Source organism: Sphingobacterium sp. 40-24 (genome assembly GCF_001899705.1).
Classification (GTDB): Bacteria; Bacteroidota; Bacteroidia; order Sphingobacteriales; family Sphingobacteriaceae; genus Sphingobacterium; species Sphingobacterium multivorum.
On record NZ_MKWH01000021.1, the window covers coordinates 244,949 to 262,624 of the forward strand.

At 40.8% G+C, this 17,676-nt stretch carries 13 protein-coding genes; 7 read left to right on the forward strand and 6 right to left on the reverse strand.

The features are described 5' to 3' along the window. Positions 1-141: 141 nt before the first annotated feature. From BGP15_RS07885 to BGP15_RS07895, 3 genes are read right to left on the reverse strand one after another with little or no spacing between them, the layout of a single operon-like run. Complete coding sequence (locus BGP15_RS07885; protein ID WP_286769165.1) at positions 142-789, reverse strand: N-acetylmuramoyl-L-alanine amidase; 648 nt, start codon at positions 787-789, stop codon at positions 142-144. Positions 790-843: 54 nt separating this feature from the next. Next, positions 844-2,616: a SusD/RagB family nutrient-binding outer membrane lipoprotein gene (locus BGP15_RS07890; protein ID WP_286769166.1), complete on the reverse strand. Its 1,773-nt coding sequence runs from the start codon at positions 2,614-2,616 to the stop codon at positions 844-846. 7 nt (positions 2,617-2,623) lie between these two features. Continuing rightward, positions 2,624-5,782 (reverse strand): SusC/RagA family TonB-linked outer membrane protein, encoded by a 3,159-nt coding sequence (locus BGP15_RS07895; protein WP_286769167.1) that lies wholly within the window; start codon positions 5,780-5,782, stop codon positions 2,624-2,626. A 526-nt stretch (positions 5,783-6,308) separates the two neighbouring features. Between BGP15_RS07895 and BGP15_RS07900 the strand changes: the two genes are divergently transcribed. Continuing rightward, positions 6,309-6,455 (forward strand): hypothetical protein, encoded by a 147-nt coding sequence (locus BGP15_RS07900; protein ID WP_286769168.1) that lies wholly within the window; start codon positions 6,309-6,311, stop codon positions 6,453-6,455. A gap of 15 nt (positions 6,456-6,470) precedes the next feature. Here BGP15_RS07900 and BGP15_RS07905 read toward each other — a convergent pair whose 3' ends face one another. The 3 genes from BGP15_RS07905 to nagA all read right to left on the reverse strand — a co-directional run bounded on the left by BGP15_RS07905 (position 6,471) and on the right by nagA (position 10,032). Then, positions 6,471-7,025: an acyl-CoA thioesterase gene (locus BGP15_RS07905; protein ID WP_046672667.1), complete on the reverse strand. Its 555-nt coding sequence runs from the start codon at positions 7,023-7,025 to the stop codon at positions 6,471-6,473. A 180-nt stretch (positions 7,026-7,205) separates the two neighbouring features. After that, positions 7,206-8,831 (reverse strand): glycoside hydrolase family 10-like protein, encoded by a 1,626-nt coding sequence (locus BGP15_RS07910; RefSeq protein WP_286769169.1) that lies wholly within the window; start codon positions 8,829-8,831, stop codon positions 7,206-7,208. A 94-nt stretch (positions 8,832-8,925) separates the two neighbouring features. After that, positions 8,926-10,032: an N-acetylglucosamine-6-phosphate deacetylase gene (gene nagA / locus BGP15_RS07915; protein ID WP_286769170.1), complete on the reverse strand. Its 1,107-nt coding sequence runs from the start codon at positions 10,030-10,032 to the stop codon at positions 8,926-8,928. A gap of 147 nt (positions 10,033-10,179) precedes the next feature. Between nagA and BGP15_RS26930 the strand changes: the two genes are divergently transcribed. From BGP15_RS26930 to BGP15_RS07940, 6 genes are all read left to right on the forward strand, one after another. Beyond that, positions 10,180-10,311 (forward strand): DUF6728 family protein, encoded by a 132-nt coding sequence (locus BGP15_RS26930; RefSeq protein WP_312128511.1) that lies wholly within the window; start codon positions 10,180-10,182, stop codon positions 10,309-10,311. A gap of 12 nt (positions 10,312-10,323) precedes the next feature. Beyond that, positions 10,324-10,710, forward strand: a complete 387-nt coding sequence (locus BGP15_RS07920; protein ID WP_046672670.1) for a RidA family protein — start codon at positions 10,324-10,326, stop codon at positions 10,708-10,710. A 3-nt stretch (positions 10,711-10,713) separates the two neighbouring features. After that, on the forward strand, positions 10,714-11,637 hold the full coding sequence (locus BGP15_RS07925; RefSeq protein WP_286769171.1) for an EamA family transporter: 924 nt from the start codon (positions 10,714-10,716) through the stop codon (positions 11,635-11,637). Between the two features lie 436 nt (positions 11,638-12,073). Further along, positions 12,074-15,133 carry a SusC/RagA family TonB-linked outer membrane protein gene (locus BGP15_RS07930; RefSeq protein ID WP_286710261.1) on the forward strand — a complete coding sequence of 1,020 codons (3,060 nt, stop codon included), beginning with the start codon at positions 12,074-12,076 and terminating at the stop codon, positions 15,131-15,133. 96 nt (positions 15,134-15,229) lie between these two features. Next, entirely contained in the window at positions 15,230-16,900 is a 1,671-nt protein-coding gene (locus BGP15_RS07935) for a RagB/SusD family nutrient uptake outer membrane protein (RefSeq protein ID WP_286769172.1), read from the forward strand. Positions 16,901-17,205: 305 nt separating this feature from the next. Beyond that, positions 17,206-17,631 (forward strand): hypothetical protein, encoded by a 426-nt coding sequence (locus tag BGP15_RS07940; protein ID WP_070561326.1) that lies wholly within the window; start codon positions 17,206-17,208, stop codon positions 17,629-17,631. Positions 17,632-17,676 lie beyond the last annotated feature (45 nt).

Below are 17,676 nucleotides of genomic sequence, written 5' to 3' on the forward strand. Positions count from 1 at the left end.
TAACATTTTATTAACAATACAGCAAAATACAGCAAACCAGCAAAATATATTGCAAAACGATCACCAATTGCACACTTATTACTTATTCCTGTAGGAAAACGCAATTTACCTGCAGAACGAAATTTTTCGATTAGGCATGATTTAAGGTAGGGGGTTCAATTTCAGATCGACAAGATGCTTTCTTAGCTCATGCATAAATTTATCTCCCGGATCATCTTTACCCGTGATGTAATTGGGATCAGTTTCTTTCCACCAGCTTGTTTTCTTAAAACGTTGGTACTCATGGTGACCTAAAACAAATTCGATGGGATATTTTTTACTGAGGTAACGGATAAGCTCTTCATTGGCTTTTAGTTGCGCATCAGTCAGTGGATTCTGACGACTACCTATATTTTCTATCCCTATTGCACAATAATTGAGACCTATGGTATGCCGCGCAAAAATAGAATCTGGTAAAAACTGATAAATCGTACCGTCACGATCGATGACAAATTGCGAAGATACATTCAAGGCACTGGCCTTGGTCAGTTCCGGACGCCCCGGAAGCCGCGTAGGATTGAATGTATTAAAGGTCGCTTTCACGCTGTTATTCGCGGTCCAATGCACTACCACCATTTTGGGATGGATAACCGGAGTCGACTGCGATAGACCGTGCCGATTTTTGAGGTACTCCAATGAAAGTTGAATACGGTTCTTATCCCAGGTAATCGGTTTTTGAATAATTTTGGGTGATTGTGCAAAAAGCACAAATGGTATAAAAAGAAGAAGGAAATTAATACAATATTTCATAACAAAAAACAAACTAGATAAAGAAAGCCGCAGTTGCGGCTTTCAAATTTAAAATTATTCTTTGGTATCCCACCAAACCGGGAATGACCATATATCATCACTTAAAGCATTAGGATGTGATGCCATTAGACTTTGAGCATTATAGTTGATCTCATGCGACACTTGCCTAACACGTCTAAATTGCTTACCATCGGGTATTTTAGTTTTTGCGGCCGCTGTAACCGTGTACTCATAGGGAACGCTCCAGCCTGGATATACATTAGCACTAAAATCGTACCGCCGCATGTCATTCCAATTCTGTTGCGTAAACGACATCGCTATAAACTTTTGCGTCATAATTTTCGACAGTGTAATATCCGCAGCAGTTCCGATTCCTTTTTTGATAAATTCATCAATTTTACTTTGAGCCATCGGAGATTTGCTTTGATTGACGTTACCATAAGTAGCCAACTTAAGATTCATAAGATCGATGTGCCCTTGTATAGCGGTTTTATAAGCGGCAAAAGCACCAGCCTTATCACCTTTTTTAAATAACACCTCTGCCTTAATAAAATTCATTTCAACAGCCGTCAAGAGATGAGTCGGTGCATCAGGCCTTGAATAAAAAGTGCCACTTGCAGCAACTACACCATCGTCCCATTTATAAATATCTGGTGTTTTCTCTGCCTTTGCATTCGAGGTACTTCTGAACGAAACATATACTGTATCACCCCATCGGGCAGTATTCGCTGAATTGATATACCAACTATGCGGTGCCACCGAACGATTATTACTTGTAATAGCAACATCTTTGGCATTATAAGAAGCGACAATGGGACCTGATTTCATACGAATATCAGACTGCATATCAACTCCTTTAGAACGCGTCATTTTCTTCGGAATACCATATTCTGCCCATGGAATCAACTTATCTGCTCTCGGATCTTCGACATTTTTGTTATCAAAATTAGTTAACAAATTCTCATACCATTTGGTAACCAGAATATTGGAATTCATCCCCACATTATCATAAACAATGGAAGTCTTCACTGGATCTGCAAACAAAATATCACCAAGATTATCTCCCTGCACATCAACATGATTTACAATTGTACTTTCATTAATGGATAATGGCGCATTATTTAATGCAGCCAAAATATCGTCGGGCTTATACAAACTTGATTTTTTCGATAAGTTATTTAGCCAGCGCGCTTTTACCCCATAACACATCTTTATCCATTTCGAAACATCTCCACCGTTCCAGCTATCTCCCGCTGACAAAGCTGTAGCTGTGGCAGGCTGCTCCATTTTGAGATAAGCAATAGCCTCATCAATTTCCTTTAAGCAACCTTCAAAAATAGTCTTTCCGTCATCAAATTTAGGCGTAATTGCGGTACCTAATGCCTCTGTATACGGCATTTCCCCGTACCAATCCGTCATAAGCATAAAACCCATGGCACGAATAGCCTTCATTGCACCAATATAGTGATAGGCATTTTCTGCTTTGGCTTTCGCCTCTAAATCAGAGAAATTGGCGCCTGCTCCAACAAAAAAGAATTGATAAGGCGTTGTCGACATCCCAGCTATGGGATTCCATCCTGCGATCATACTATTGGATGCAGTGCTACTCGTAAAACTCAACTGTTGCGTCACAAAACCCGCTCTTGCACCAGCAGTACCTTGGGCATATAAATAATAATGCTGAATCCATGCCAATCGACTATCAACTGACGCCACAGTGCTAGAGGGTGTATTGGGATCCACATTGATATCTAACCAACCCTTACTACAGGAAGAAAGAGTCGCCACCCCTATCAACAAGGCCAATAAATATTTTGATTTTTTCATAATGTGCTTAGAATTTTAAATTAACACCAAAAGTTACACCTGCAGTACTTGGCACTCCATTATAATCAATACCAACGGAACTCGAACCTGTCACTCCCGATCCTGCCGCGCTAGCTTCTGGATCAAGCCCTTTGTAATTGGTCAAAAGCCATAAATTCGTACCTGTAAGCGTGGCTGTCAATCCTTTAATAACTTTGGAAACATTAGATTTTTTAAGTAAAGAATTTCCGAAATCATAAGAGACGGAAACAGTGCGCAATCTCAACCAGTTGGTGTTTTTCATAAAATTGGCACTCTCTTTCACATAATGTATCCCCCAATAGTCTTGAATAATCTTTTTACCACTTGTTTGCGCTCCACTCACCAAATAAGATTCATTTGCGTTGAATGTAAATGTTTTATCCTCATAAACTGGAGCTGCAGCTGTCCCAGTATTCACAACACCAGACAATGTCAATTCATCACGTTCCAATGTACGCATGCTCAATCCATTAAGTGTCATCGCATAATCGGTTCCGTTATAAATATCACCGCCAATACGATAGTCCAACAAGAAGGAGAGGTTGAAATTTTTATAGGTTAAACTATTATTTAAACCTCCAATTAATTTCGGCTCCCGATTTCCGATATTATACGTAGCTGAATTATCACTCGTTGGCATACCCGTATTGGCATCAAGAATCAACCTACCATCCGGAGTGCGTGCATATTTCGATCCAGAAATACCCATAAAACTTCCGCCATTGAATGACGCAGCCTTAGCATTACCAACTTGCACATCTGTAACATAAAGAATGTCTACGCCAGAAATCAGGTTATCTACTGTTCCCTTATTTCGAGACATATTTAAGGTAACATCCCATTCAAAATTTTCTCTTTTAATAGGTTTACCTGTTAAGGAGAGCTCCATACCTTTATTGTAAATATCGCCAGCATTGACCGAGACGAATATATAGCCCACAGACTGTCCTAAACGTGGTGAAAGGATCTGATTATACGAATTATTGGTATAATAAGCGTAATCTAAGCCCAATCGACCGTTTAAGAAACGTAGTTCAGCCCCAACTTCAAAAGATCCCGTAGTTTCTGGTTTAAGATTTGGATTCCCTTTTGTCCAGCTATTTCCTGTTGCAATTATTCCGCCCAGGGATTCTCTAGGTGTCCACAGATAGGTATTTGTAGCATATGGTGTAGCATCTTTACCAACACGTGCCCACGAGGCACGCAACTTACCAAAGCTCAGCCAGTCTAGACCTTTATCTTTCAACAACTCCGTAAAAACAAAACTTCCTCCCACAGATGGATAAAAATAAGATTGATTGGCAACCGGAAGCGTGGATGTCCAATCATTTCGACCGGTTACATTTAAGAAAAGGAAATTTTTATAGGAAGCCCGTAATTCACCATATAGGCCATATAACCTCTTCTTGGAGGTAACTTCATCAAAAAGCTTATTTGCTTTATCAATATTTCCAAAACTATAGAAGTTATTAACGACAAAATCATACCCCATCCTTCTATTTGTATTCACCTTGGTCTCTTCAGCAAAATAACCGATCATAGCCCCTAAATCAAAATCACCTATTTTCTTATTGAAATTTGACATTAAATTGGAAGACCAATAGTTGAATTTCAAATCATTCTCAGACATCATACCGTTTTGCCAAAGCTGTTTAACAGCCCCTTTTTCAGCAATTAATGTAGAGTTTTTTGTTAAATAACTATCCATCCCGACGCGATAAGAGACATTCCACCAATCAAAAATGTTCATATTGGCATTAATACTTCCCGTAATCCGTTCTGTATTATCGGTCAATTTATTTTTATTAATCGTCCAATAAGGATTTTCAACATCATCCTGAAGCTCCTGCAAGCCTTCGAACATCCGATACTTAGTTCCATCATCGTTTAGATATTTCTTCATATCATCACTTCTTGACCAACCGTAAACTGAAGAAATTGCCCCGGCTCCCCCAGAACCATACAGCCCTGCCGAAGTTAAAGTCTTATCGGTATTCGCTAAAGTATAGGCCACATTGGCTCCCACACTTAATTTTCCAAATTTTTGATCACCATTAAAGCGAAAAGCCGTTTTTCCATAACCAGTTTCTGGGATAATACCCTGTTGATCAAAACGTGATCCAGACAAATAAAAAGATCCATTCTTGTTTCCCCCAGTAACATTGACTGTGTTATCAAAAACGGTAGCCGTCCGGAAAAAGTCTCCAACGTTATCATACACCTTGTCTCCTGGCTTGAATGCCTCTCCCCAAGATTGTGTTGTATAAGTATCTAATGTCCCCGCGCTATTATAGTAGCCACGCTTGTACTTACCTTGTTGTTCTGGTAACCGATTAGCCCAATTTGCAGAAAAACGATTCGAAAAGCCTATTTCAACGCGCCCTTCACTACCACGTTTCGTCGTAATAACAACAGCTCCAGCCGCTGCACGTGATCCATATAACGCCGCTGCCGCAGGGCCTTTTAACACGGAAACATTTTCAATATCTTCTGGATTAATATCCATGACACGGTTGCTATTGGAAGTTGACGTAGCCTGCATTCCATCAAACCCACTATTTCCTCCAATGGGCGTTGAATTATCGTAGATAATACCGTCGACAACAAACAAGGGCTGGTTATCCCGCTCAAGTGAAGTACCCCCGCGAAGGATAATCTGCGCACCTGCACCTGCTGCTCCAGAAGATTGTGTTACATTAACCCCTGCAATCTTCCCTGCCAATGAATTGACCACGTTAGCCGTCTTATTCTTCATCAACTCATCCGATTTTATGTCCTGAACAGCATAGCCAAGCGCCTTTTTTTCCTTCTTAATTCCCATGGCCGTCACAACCACCTCTTCAAGCGCTTCCTCACTGCCAGAAAGCGTAACATTGATCGTTGCATTTGTCCCAACCAGTTGTTGTCTTTCCTGAGAACCCACGGCTCTGAAAATCAAAATATCGCCTGGCTCCGCATTGATGGTGAAACTTCCATCAGGCTTGGTCTGTGTACTGACAGATTTACCTTTGATGCTCACGGTTACATTAGGCATTGTACCACCATCAGAAGCATTCGTCACTTTACCCGTTACAGTTTTGGTCTGTGCCCATAAACTGGTTGACAGCATCACCCCTGAACAGAATAAGAGAATTTTTTTATTCATGGTTTTTAGTTAGTTGTTAATAATTTTCCATAACGGGCGGTTCCAACCCTAAGTTTATATCAATTACTACACAATAGTATGAAAAGCTTCCTATTTTTGCAAGCTTATGCATAATTATTTGAAAAAGAAATAACAATAAACACATTAACGCACAATCTGACAGCAAAAAAACCATTAATCCCTATAAAAACAGATACAAAAACGCACAGCACAGCAAAATAAAAACCAAAACATCTTATAAAAGCATTTAGCAAGGCCTTTTCACCGAATTTGATAGCAGAAAACAAACATTAGCACAACAAAACCACCAATAGCATGCAGCATCCAACACATAACAGCGTGCTTACGCAAAGGAATAACCCCCAATCCCATTTCAACACATACATTTCAGGTAGATGAAGAGACAGGAACATTTACACTCACCTGGGAATATGATGCAAATACTGTATCACAACATAACATCAGTTCAAGTGATTGCCGTTTGCTACTATACAATCCCGATGAGTGCGCTTTCACAAATGAAAGCATGAATCCTCTTACGCATAAAACACAGACAGCTATCCTGTCCCGACAGCAAACCGTCGGCAACTATCATGTCTATGTATTTTTCTACAAAACAGACGGAAGCGATGAATGCACAGACAGTAAATATCTAGGGACATTTGAATGGTAAGAAAGGAAAGAAGGCCTAGGAGCTCAGACTGATCTTCACATCAAAATGCTGCTTGATATAGGCCTGCTGCTCCGCAGAATCTGTCTCCAGATCATGAATAGCACGGTCTCTTTCTTTGTCGACTTCCATCTTCACCACACAGCGGTAGAAACGAAATACATCTTTTTCGGTCTCCAATATTAACCTTGGCACCCGGGCGGGCTTGCCTGTTTCATCTTTTGCCACCATCGTAAAATAAGAGGAATTACAATGCTTGGTTTCGCCCGTCTGAATATTCATGGCTTCTACCCGAATACCGACTTCCATAGAAGAGTTACCTACATAATTCACAGAAGCGATCAATGTCACCAATTCGCCCACCTCAATAGGCTTCAAAAAATCAACTTTGCCAACGGAGGCCGTCACACAATAATGTGCAGAAAATTTAGATGCCACCGCAAAAGCGATCTGATCCATCAAAGATAAAATATAACCGCCGTGAATTTTACCGCCAAAATTAGCATTGGAGGGCAACATCAGCTGTGACATCCGAATCACAGATTCGCTTACCGTTTTATAGATTTCTTCCATACCCATAAATTTACTTTGGATAGATTACAATTCAAAACAAAACCTGAATGAATCACATGGGCTTACGTACACGCGCCAACAGAAGGTTCGTCCTGACCATTACCGATAGATAATGATACAAAAAAGGGATATCCAAAATTCAGATATCCCTTTTTTACGCGTTGATGAAACAACAGCTCGTTATTTTATCTTCTCTGCGGCATAAGGACCTTCGTTGCTCAAACGGTCAACAGCCTTTACCGCAACATACTGCAGTTTTTTGTTGTTCAATGTCGTTGGGATCTCCTTACCTGTAACCCCTGGATCCAAAATCTCATATTGCCATACGCCACCGTAGTTGAGATACAATACCCATTTTGCAACCTGATCAATTTGCTGGTGCTGCCATTTCACAAAAGTAGTACCACCCTGTGGAGTTACCAACAAAGTCGGTTTCAACAAAGGATTTGCATTCAACCAAGGACTTGTTGGCACCAATGCTTTCACCTGATAAGGCCCATCGACCAAAGCTTGTGTCATAGCCGGATTTTTGATAAGCCCTGCCAGACTCCAGTGGATCACCCCTTCCCGGTTATCAGGCAATAGTGTACGTGCTGCCTCCACTTGATTAACAATTTCCTGAACATATTCCGGACCACGTCTGCCAACTGTATTGATGCCCGGCCAAAGGTGGCGTCCCATGGTATTCTCACTTTCCCACCATTTTAACAAAGCCGTATAGCTTTGTCTGGCTGGCTGTATAGGCCAATACAACTGGGGAGCAAAATAGTCTATCCAGCCTTTGTTCAACCATAATTTAGCATCTGCGTAAAGCATATCATACTGGCTAGATCCCTGGATTCCTGACGGATAACCCGGTTTCCAGATACCAAAGGGGCTGATACCGAATTTTACAAAATTCTTCTCTTTCTTAATATCCTTATAAATCCGTTCGATAAAGGTATTCACACTATTTCTGCGGAAGTCTCCGCGTGATAGATCCCCGCCATTACGTTTGTATTCATTGTAACTATCCGAATCCGGGAAATCCTGTCCACCATTATATTCCGCGTAAGGATAGAAATAATCATCGAAATGCACACCATCGATATCATAACGCTTGACAATATCCATAACCACACGTGCAGCGTGGTCCTGTGTAGATTGTTTAGAAGGATCAAACCAATAATAGCCCTGCTTCAATTTGACAACCGACTCAGGCATTTTACGTGCCATGGAAGCTGAAGTAACAGCACCGCCAGCAGTATGATGGGCACGGTAGGGGTTCAACCAAACATGCAGCTCAATTCCTCGTTTATGCGCCTGCTCAACCCAAAAATCAAGCGGGTCATAATAAGGGGAAGGTGCCTGTCCTTCTGTACCTGTCAAAAAATAAGACCAGGGTTCAAGATCACTTTTATAAAATGCATCGGCTGATGGACGCACCTGAAAAACAACAGCATTAAAATTATTGTTTTTCAAAAAATCCAAAATACCAATTGCTTCCTGTTGCTGCTCGGCGGTACTCAGGTTATTTTTGCTCGGCCAATTGATATTGGCAACAGAAGCCACCCAAGCGGCGCGAAACTCGCGCGGTAACACCGGAAGATCGACAACAATTTCCTTCTTCCTTTCTGCAACCGGCTGTTCTTTTGTTTCAATTGTATTTTTCACCCGTTCGCGCTTGGGTACCGAAGGTGGATCTTTTTTTACAATTTCGACATTTGTAGTTGTGGTATTGACAGGCTCCTGTTTCTTATTTTTCTTGGATGAACAAGAAGATAAAACAAAAAGTGCTGTCGCTAAAAATAATAGGGAACGTTTCATCAAGCTATAGAATAGTGTTTTTTCAAAATAACGAACGAAGATACATATAATATTAGTCAATCACGGCCAATCGGTTAATCTTCTCCGACATAGATCAACGCTTGAACTCTCCATTGAAGATCACCTGCTCCAGCTTAAAGTCGTCGTTAAAGACAATGACATTCGCTATGCTCCCCTTATTGAGGTTTCCAATATCCGTCCTTTTTAAAAGATTTGCGGGATACCGTGTTGCCATTCGGATCGCTTCATCAAGCGATATACCAACTTTTTGCACAGCATTTTTTACCCCCTCAAGCAAGGAGATTGCCGCTCCTGAAATGGTGCCATCAGGCAGGGAATAATAGCCATCGTTCAATACGTGATGATAGATGTCTTTATCGCAGGCGGCTACCGCATCTGTAATCATAAACAGCCGCTCAGCCATCTGACGTTTCGCAATTTTTACGGCTTCAAAGCTGACATGATGTCCGTCTACAATAATACTTGCTTGTGCTGTCGGATGATTAAAAATTGCGCCGACCAACCCGACTTCGCGATGATGTAAAGGCGACATGGCATTAAACAGGTGAGTACTTGTTGGAATTCCCAGATCATAGCCGTGGGTACCTTCCTCAAAAGTCGCATCACTATGCCCAGCACTGAGCAATAGATTATAGCCCTGCAAATGCTGTAAGATATCATCAGCGATACATTCTGGCGCAATGGTCATCATCTTGACAACCTGATTTCCGGCCAAAAGATCGTCAATCTTTTCCTTTGTAGGCTCGATGATTAATTCCGCGGGATGTGCACCTCGTTTTTTAGAATTCAAAAAGGGGCCTTCCAGATGCAATCCTAGAAATGCATCGTGCCGAAAGCCTTCTGCCACTCGAATGGCATCCTTAAATACGGGAATGGTATTGGTCGCTAAGGTCATCATAAAAGAAGTTGTGCCTTTACGGACCAAACCCTCAGCGATGCGTTCCAAAGATGCTACACTACGTTCGGCAGAATACAAGTCCGATCCGTCACCATACAATTGAAGGTCAATCAGCCCAGCACAAATATTAGACCCGCCGACTGGATAACTGGTATAATCTGCAGGCACCTCATCATCATGGACAATCGCTACAATTTTACCTTCGCTGATCAGCAATGCTCTTTGCTCCAAAATCGACTCACCAGTGTATATTTTGCCACCAATTAATGCTATCTTATTCATATAAATTCTATTTCATTACCAAGTTACCAAAATTCAAAAAAAACCTGTCACTTGCATAAGATTTTGTTTTGTAGTCTACAAGAAATCCGTTCAAAGTTTTTGATCTTTTCATTTTCACTTTCTAATTTACTGTTGTAACTTAGTTCCATGTACTTCTTTAGAAAGCGTAACGCCGATCGCCCCACAAATGGCAGCATAAAAGCTATGCATATTATTAATGCAACGGCCATTATTGTCTTTTTATTGGGCCTGATCTACAAAATATTTTTTACATCCTAAACACTGTTATCCATGTCAAAAAAAGAAATTTTAAATACCGACAAAGCTCCTGCTGCAATAGGACCATATAACCAGGCAATCAAAGCCGGTAATACATTATATGTCTCTGGACAAATTCCTCTGGTTCCCGAAACAATGGAATTAATTTCATCGGGTGTGAAAGACGAAGCGCATCAGGTACTAAAAAATGTAGAAGCTATCTTGACCAATGCGGGATATACTTTTGAAGATGTTGTCAAAGCTTCGATTTTCTTAAGTGATATGGGTAATTTTGCCTTAGTCAATGAAGTCTATGCCGAATATTTTAAGGAAGCGCAACCAGCGCGTGAGTGTGTTGCGGTAAAAACCCTTCCTAAGAACGTAAATGTCGAAATTTCGGTCATTGCCTGGAAAGATTAATCCGTGGAAAATAACAACGAAACAGCAAGCCGCGGAAAATATCTTTTCGCGGCTTTTTTGGCCCCTTTTATCTGGGGATTTATGTCTATCCCTGTACGCTGGATACGCGGCTATCCGGCGGAGGATATTCTCTATTTTAGAATAATAACTGCACTTCTAGTCCTTTGGATATATCTGCTGCTGTTTCGAAGAAAAACCTTTAAAGCTGATATTCTTAAGTTTCAGCTTCTACCTCGAGTGGGCAAGATCCGTCAAATTTGTCTTACCTTCCTCGCTTCGGCGTTAATCTTTGGCAACTGGTTTACTTATATCTATGCGGTCAACCATATTAGCATTCAGTCTGCGGCATTGGCTTACCTGACCTGCCCCCTGATCACGGCGGCGGGTGCCTATCTCATGCTCAAGGAGAAGCTAACGAAATGGCAAAAAACAGCGCTTTTTATTGCCTTTGGCAGCGTTTGCCTCCTTGCAAATGGCTCGCTTCATGATGTCCTTTGGGCTATCACTATTGCCACCTGTTACGCTTTTTATCTGATCGTACAAAGGGTATCTACGGGTTTCGATAAACTCAATCAATTGGTGGTCCAGCTCAGTATATGTGCATTATTTGTGATCCCCAAACTAATCTATAATCATCATGCAATTCCTTCAGACCCCATATTTTGGGGCACCATAGTTCTTATCGCATCGCTATTCACGATTATCCCCCTATTCCTGAGCATGTATGCACTCATTGGCATTTCATCAACAACGACTGGCGTTCTGCTCTATATTAATCCACTGATCGCTTTTACTTTGGCTGCAACCTATTTCGGAGAACCCGTTTCTCCAATCAAATATGTCGCTTACGGAATTATACTAGTTGCGATCATGCTATTTAATGCTACAAACATCAAACAGGTTTTTGCAAGGCCATCACGCGGTTAAGCACAATGATACCCAATGCAATAGGAAACTTCATCCAAATGGAATGGCCAGTTTCTAGCAGAAAACAGTTATTTTATTCATATCCACCAACCAGCTAAAATTCGACAAAAAAAATGACAAAACACAAAATACATTGATTATCAAAATATTAAACACTAAAAACAATTAAAGTGTATCATTTTTGTTTCATAAAATTTTTGATTTTTGCTCAACTATAGTAAATTAGATCTTTATTAAGGGAAATCATACCACTCTTTCTTCTTATAACAGGTATTGAATAGCAAACACACTATTACAAATAATCACTTATTTTGCCCCCCGATTATTCAATATCTTCTCTTCTAACCAAAATGCTAAATGGAATTAGCCCATTTCATTAAAATTTCACCGTTATGAAAATATGTATATAAAAAACTGAATATAACACATATACTATATGAATAACAAATTATACTCTACATTAAGGGTGTTAGGTATTGTTCCAACAATACTTTTTTCAGCATCTTTATTGCACGCGCAAACCAGCCAAGTAAAGGGAACGGTTGTAGACGCTAAAACCAAAGCTCCTATTCCAGGTGCCACAATCAAAGTATTGGGCACTTCCAACGCAAGTTCTACGGATGTTAAAGGTGCATTCCAGATCAATGTCGACGACAAAAACCGCATATTAAACATCAGTACGGTCGGCTATGAAAACAAAACGGTAACACTTGGTCCTGGCGAAACGACAGTGACGGTAAGTCTGGACGAACAGACACAGCAACTGGAAAGTGTGGTCGTTACTGCTTTGGGTATTAGCCGTGCACAAAAATCATTAACATACTCTACACAACAGGTCAGTGGTGACGAATTAAACAAAGTTAAAAGCACCAACTTGGCGAATAATTTAAACGGTAAAGTTGCAGGTGTTAACATTGCTTCCAGCTCTTCTGGACCAGGTGGTTCAGCAAAAGTTATTTTGCGTGGTAACAAATCGGCTTCCGGTAACAATCAAGTGCTTTATGTTGTCGATGGTGTTCCAATCAACAATCAGACATTAGCAAGCCAGCCAGACAACGTTTTCGGCGGACAACGTGATGGTGGCGATCCTATTTCATTGATCAACCCAGAAGACATCGAAAATATCTCCGTATTAAAAGGAGCATCTGCGGCGGCATTATATGGTAGCCAAGCGGCCAACGGCGTTATCTTGGTAACAACGAAATCAGGTAAACAAGGTCGCACAACGATCAACTTCTCCTCAAGTGCACAGATCGAACAAGCTGTATCGACACCGAAATTCCAAAGCCAATATGGTCAAGGTTCGGGTGGCAAAAACAGTAACACCAGTGTATTTAGCTGGGGCGACAAAACCAATGGTGCCGACTATGATAACTTAGGTGAATTTTTCCGTACGGGTAGCAACTTCACCAATTCATTGACTTTGTCAGGTGGTAACGAGAAAAACCAAACGTATTTTTCTTATGCCAATACCCTTGCAAAAGGTATTCTTCCAGAAAATGACCTGATGCGTCACAACTTCAATCTCAAGGAAAGTGCTTCATTCTTTGATAATAAGCTGACCGTTGAAGGAAGTGCCAATTACATTACCCAAAAATTAGATAATGCACCTACTTCAGGTTTCTATTATAATCCATTAGTTGGAACCTACCTATTACCTCGAAGCTTAAATATTGCGGATTATAAAAATTTCGAAACGTTCAACACAGGCCGTAATCTTTACGATCAAAACTGGTTTACGCTTTCGGACGACGAAACCACCCAACAAAATCCTTGGTGGATTATGAACCGTAATTCTACACGTTCAACACGTAATCGTTTGCTCTTGAATGGTAGTGCGAAATACAAAATTGCACCTTGGATCAGCGTGCAGGCCCGCGGTAGTGTAGACCGTACCAGCGAAGTATGGGACCGGAAAGCTTATGCCGGCACACAGCACATTTTAGCGCGTGAAAATGGAGCTTATAGCTATACCAATACCACGATCACCCAACAATACGGTGATTTAACGGCCAACATGAACTTTAATATTGGCGATAAATTACAAATTACAGGATTGGTTGGAACGAGTATCACCGACTGGAAAACAGAAGGTACAGATTTTACCAGCGGCAAAGATGGACTCAAAGTTCCCAATCAGTTCTTTATCCAAAATACGACAACTCCGGTCACTTCGACATTGTCTGCAAACCGAAGACAATTGCAATCGGTATTTGCATCGGCTAACTTAGCCTATGACAACTGGATTTATTTGGATCTGACTTCGCGTTGGGATTGGTCGAGCACATTAGCCTATACACCGCAAAACCCATACGCTTATCCGTCGGTCGGTTTGGGCATCGTTTTGAACGACAAGCTTAATCTACCTGAATTTGTGAATATGGCCAAAATTCGGGGTTCATACGCAAAAGTCGGAAATGATCTTCCTCCTTACACTACCTTGCTTACCAACCGGGTAGACCCATATGCGGTACTAACCGTGAATGATATTGCCTTTTTGAAGGAATTAAAACCAGAAAAAACGGCTTCCTTGGAGATCGGTACGGAATGGCGCATGTGGAATAACCGTTTGAATGTGGATGTTACTTATTACAAAACAAACACCACCAATCAGTTTTTCAAAATTGCAGCTGGAAATGCATCCCTCAACAACATGTATGCAGTTAATGCCGGCGACATTCAAAATCAAGGGGTAGAAGCATTGGTATCATTGGATGCGATCAGAAATGACAATTTTAAATGGACAACCAGCCTCAACTTTACGTATAATAAAAACAAAATTGTAAAACTTGCAGACGGTATTTCTGAATTTACCCTAACAGGTGAGGGACGTAATAATTTTGCATCTAAATTGCAAGTAGGTGGTTCTTTCGGAGACATCTATGGTCAAGATTTTATACGTGACGACCAAGGAAGGATTCTTATTTCCGAGGACGGTATTCCGCAGAAAAACAACACCTATACCAAACTCGGGAATTCGAACCCAATTTGGCAAATGGGCTGGAACAACAGTTTCAATTATAAAAATTTCAACTTAAGCTTCCTGATCGATGGTAAATTTGACTACGAAGTGATGTCCGTGACGCAAGCGTTGCTTGACGGTTACGGTGTCTCGAAAGCGAGTGGCGACGCCCGTGCCAATGGCGGTGTTAGCATCAATGGGGTTACACCAAGCGGTAAAGCCGTAACAACAGTGGACGCCGAAAAATGGTACACTTCCACGGCTGGTATGGGTCCCGTTAGCAGCCAATATATTTACGACGGAACGGTTGTGCGGTTGCGTGAATTGACTTTCGGTTATGACTTCAATATTAAAGACAGTTTCTTCAAAAAACTTCGCGTAAATGCTGTAGGAAGAAACCTATTCTATATTTCGAAAAAGGCTCCATTCGATCCTGAAGTAACGATGTCTACAGGTAATTCCTTAAGTGGGGTGGATATCTTTATGATGCCGGCAACACGTAATTATGGTCTTACACTAAATGCGACTTTCTAAACGACCAACAATGAAATATCCCTCGTTAAAAAACACATATATCGGTAAAAATGACGAGGATATTTTATATAGTCTTAAAATACAAACGATTAAAAGATGAAATTTAACATAAAAAACATATCCAAGTTCTCACTCGCTTTTTTAATGCTTGGCGGCACCTTAAGTAGTTGTACCAAGAATTTTGAGGACTATAACAAAAATAACATTGGCGTTACGGATGAGGATTTAAAAGGTGATGGCCAAGATCTTGTCATTTTCTTGCGAAATGCACAGATGTCTATTTACAATTTCTCGGGCGCGGGCGATCCCAATTCCTATCAGGTACAACAGAATCTAAATGCGGATGTATTTTCAGGTTTCTTCATGTCTCCTACTCCGTTTAATAGCGGGCAGAACAACCTGAATTACGCCATGGTAAATGGATGGAATGGAGAACCATTTAAAGTACTTTATTTGAATGTTATTAAATCTATTGAAAAGCTAAAAAGCAATGGACTTGCAGAGACTTACCCTGCATTATGGGGTTCGGCTTTGGTGATCAAAGTAGAAGCTGCCAGCCGTGTTACGGACATTTATGGTCCTATCCCCTATAGTAAAGTAGGCACCTCCAATACCGTTCCATACGATAAACAATCCGATGTATATGCTGCTTTCTTCAAAGAGCTCGATGAGGCTGTAACAGCATTAAAATCATACAAAGCGGATAGCCCAATGGCTGCTAAAATAGACCAGATCGATTTGGTATTTCCGAATACCGATAATCAGGTCAGATTTAAAAATTGGCTAAAAATCGCCAATTCGTTACGTCTTCGTTTAGCGATGCGTTTGGTTAAAATCGATGCAACTTTAGCAAAAACACAAGCTGAAAAAGCATTGGATCCAGCAAATGGCGGTGTATTGGAAAGTAATAGCGAAAACTTCAAGATCACTGTACCAGCAGATGGAACCTACAGCAACCCACTTTGGTTTATTTCCAAAAACTGGGCTGACACGCGTATCAATGCGACACTTTCGTCTTATATGACCGGATTGAACGACCCTCGTATCTCTAAGTATATGTCCCCCGTCATTAAAGACGCAACAATAACAGCTTTCGCGGGAAAATATATCGGAATCCGTACAGGAGCAGACGGCATCGAAAAGGATAAATACCAAAAGCTATCGGCTTTGAATACCGAAGGTACAACGCCAACTTTCGTAGCGACTACAGCACCGATATTAATGACTGCTGCTGAGGTTTACTTCCTCCGTGCCGAAGCAGCATTGAGAGGTTGGAACAATGCTGGGGGAACAGCGCAATCACTTTATGAAAAAGGAGTGGAAACGTCCTTTACACAATGGGGTGTATCAGCTGGGTTAAGCACTTATCTCAATGATAATACAAGTAAGGCAGCGGCTTACGAGGATCCTTTCAACGCGAAGAATAACGCAGCTTCACCTAGCGCACTGACCATCAAATGGAATGAGGGCGCTACCAACGAAGAAAAATTGGAACGTATCATTACGCAAAAATGGTTGGCGATCTTCCCTGAAGGACAAGAGGCCTGGAGTGAATTCCGCCGTACAGGATATCCGCGTCTATTCCCTGTTGTGGTCAACAATAGCGGTGGACTGATCGATACTAAAATACAGATCCGTCGTTTACCGTTCCCACAAAATGAATACAATACAAATGCAGCTGAAGTACAATCTGCAATCTCCTTGTTGGGCGGACCTGACAACGGCGGTACCAGACTTTGGTGGGATGTAAATAAGGGTAATTTCTAATCGAGAGATTAGCCGAGATAAATCTCAAAAAGGGGCAATCCAGTTATGGATTGCCCCTTTTTTATGATATCTTGAAAGTTAATCAAAGTTTCCAGCTTGTTGTAACTATATTACAAAGTCAACTAAATAATGTTGTTTTAAAACTACATTTTTACCAACATATTGTTGTTTCAAACCTACAATACAACAGAAATCATCCACAAAAGATTTCAAAATCAAATTTCTCTTAACAAAAACTTAATAGAAATCTGCTGTAGCAGAGGCAAAGAATTACCCGTTCAATTAAAAAAACCAAGAAGAATATTATGAAAAATCTCTCAATCCTGGGTTTTATCACCCTCCTGGCATGTTGCATGCTATTTGTTGTTTGTAAATCAGAATCACATTTAGAAAATCCCTACAAAGACAAAACAGAAAAGGAACTCGAATCCCTATCCGATGAAAAATACAGTAAAATCATTGCCTTTGCGAGCCCTAAAGCATGTAGTGATGCCACAGAATGGGAAATGATAGAAATACGGACAGTATGTGGAACAAGTTACCTCCCCTATCATAAATCGGTAGACAAAACAACCTTGCAAAACATGATCAATGACAACAACCGACTAATGGAAATATACCAACCAATGATGGCGCCCAAAATAAATTGTATATCTTATCGCAAACCATTGGGCGTGATCTGTAAAGAAGGAAAAGCGGACATTAAATATGAAGAATCTGCTTCAAAATAGTTACTCGAGCCTAAGAAACAGCTCCATAAACGCATAAATTTTCGT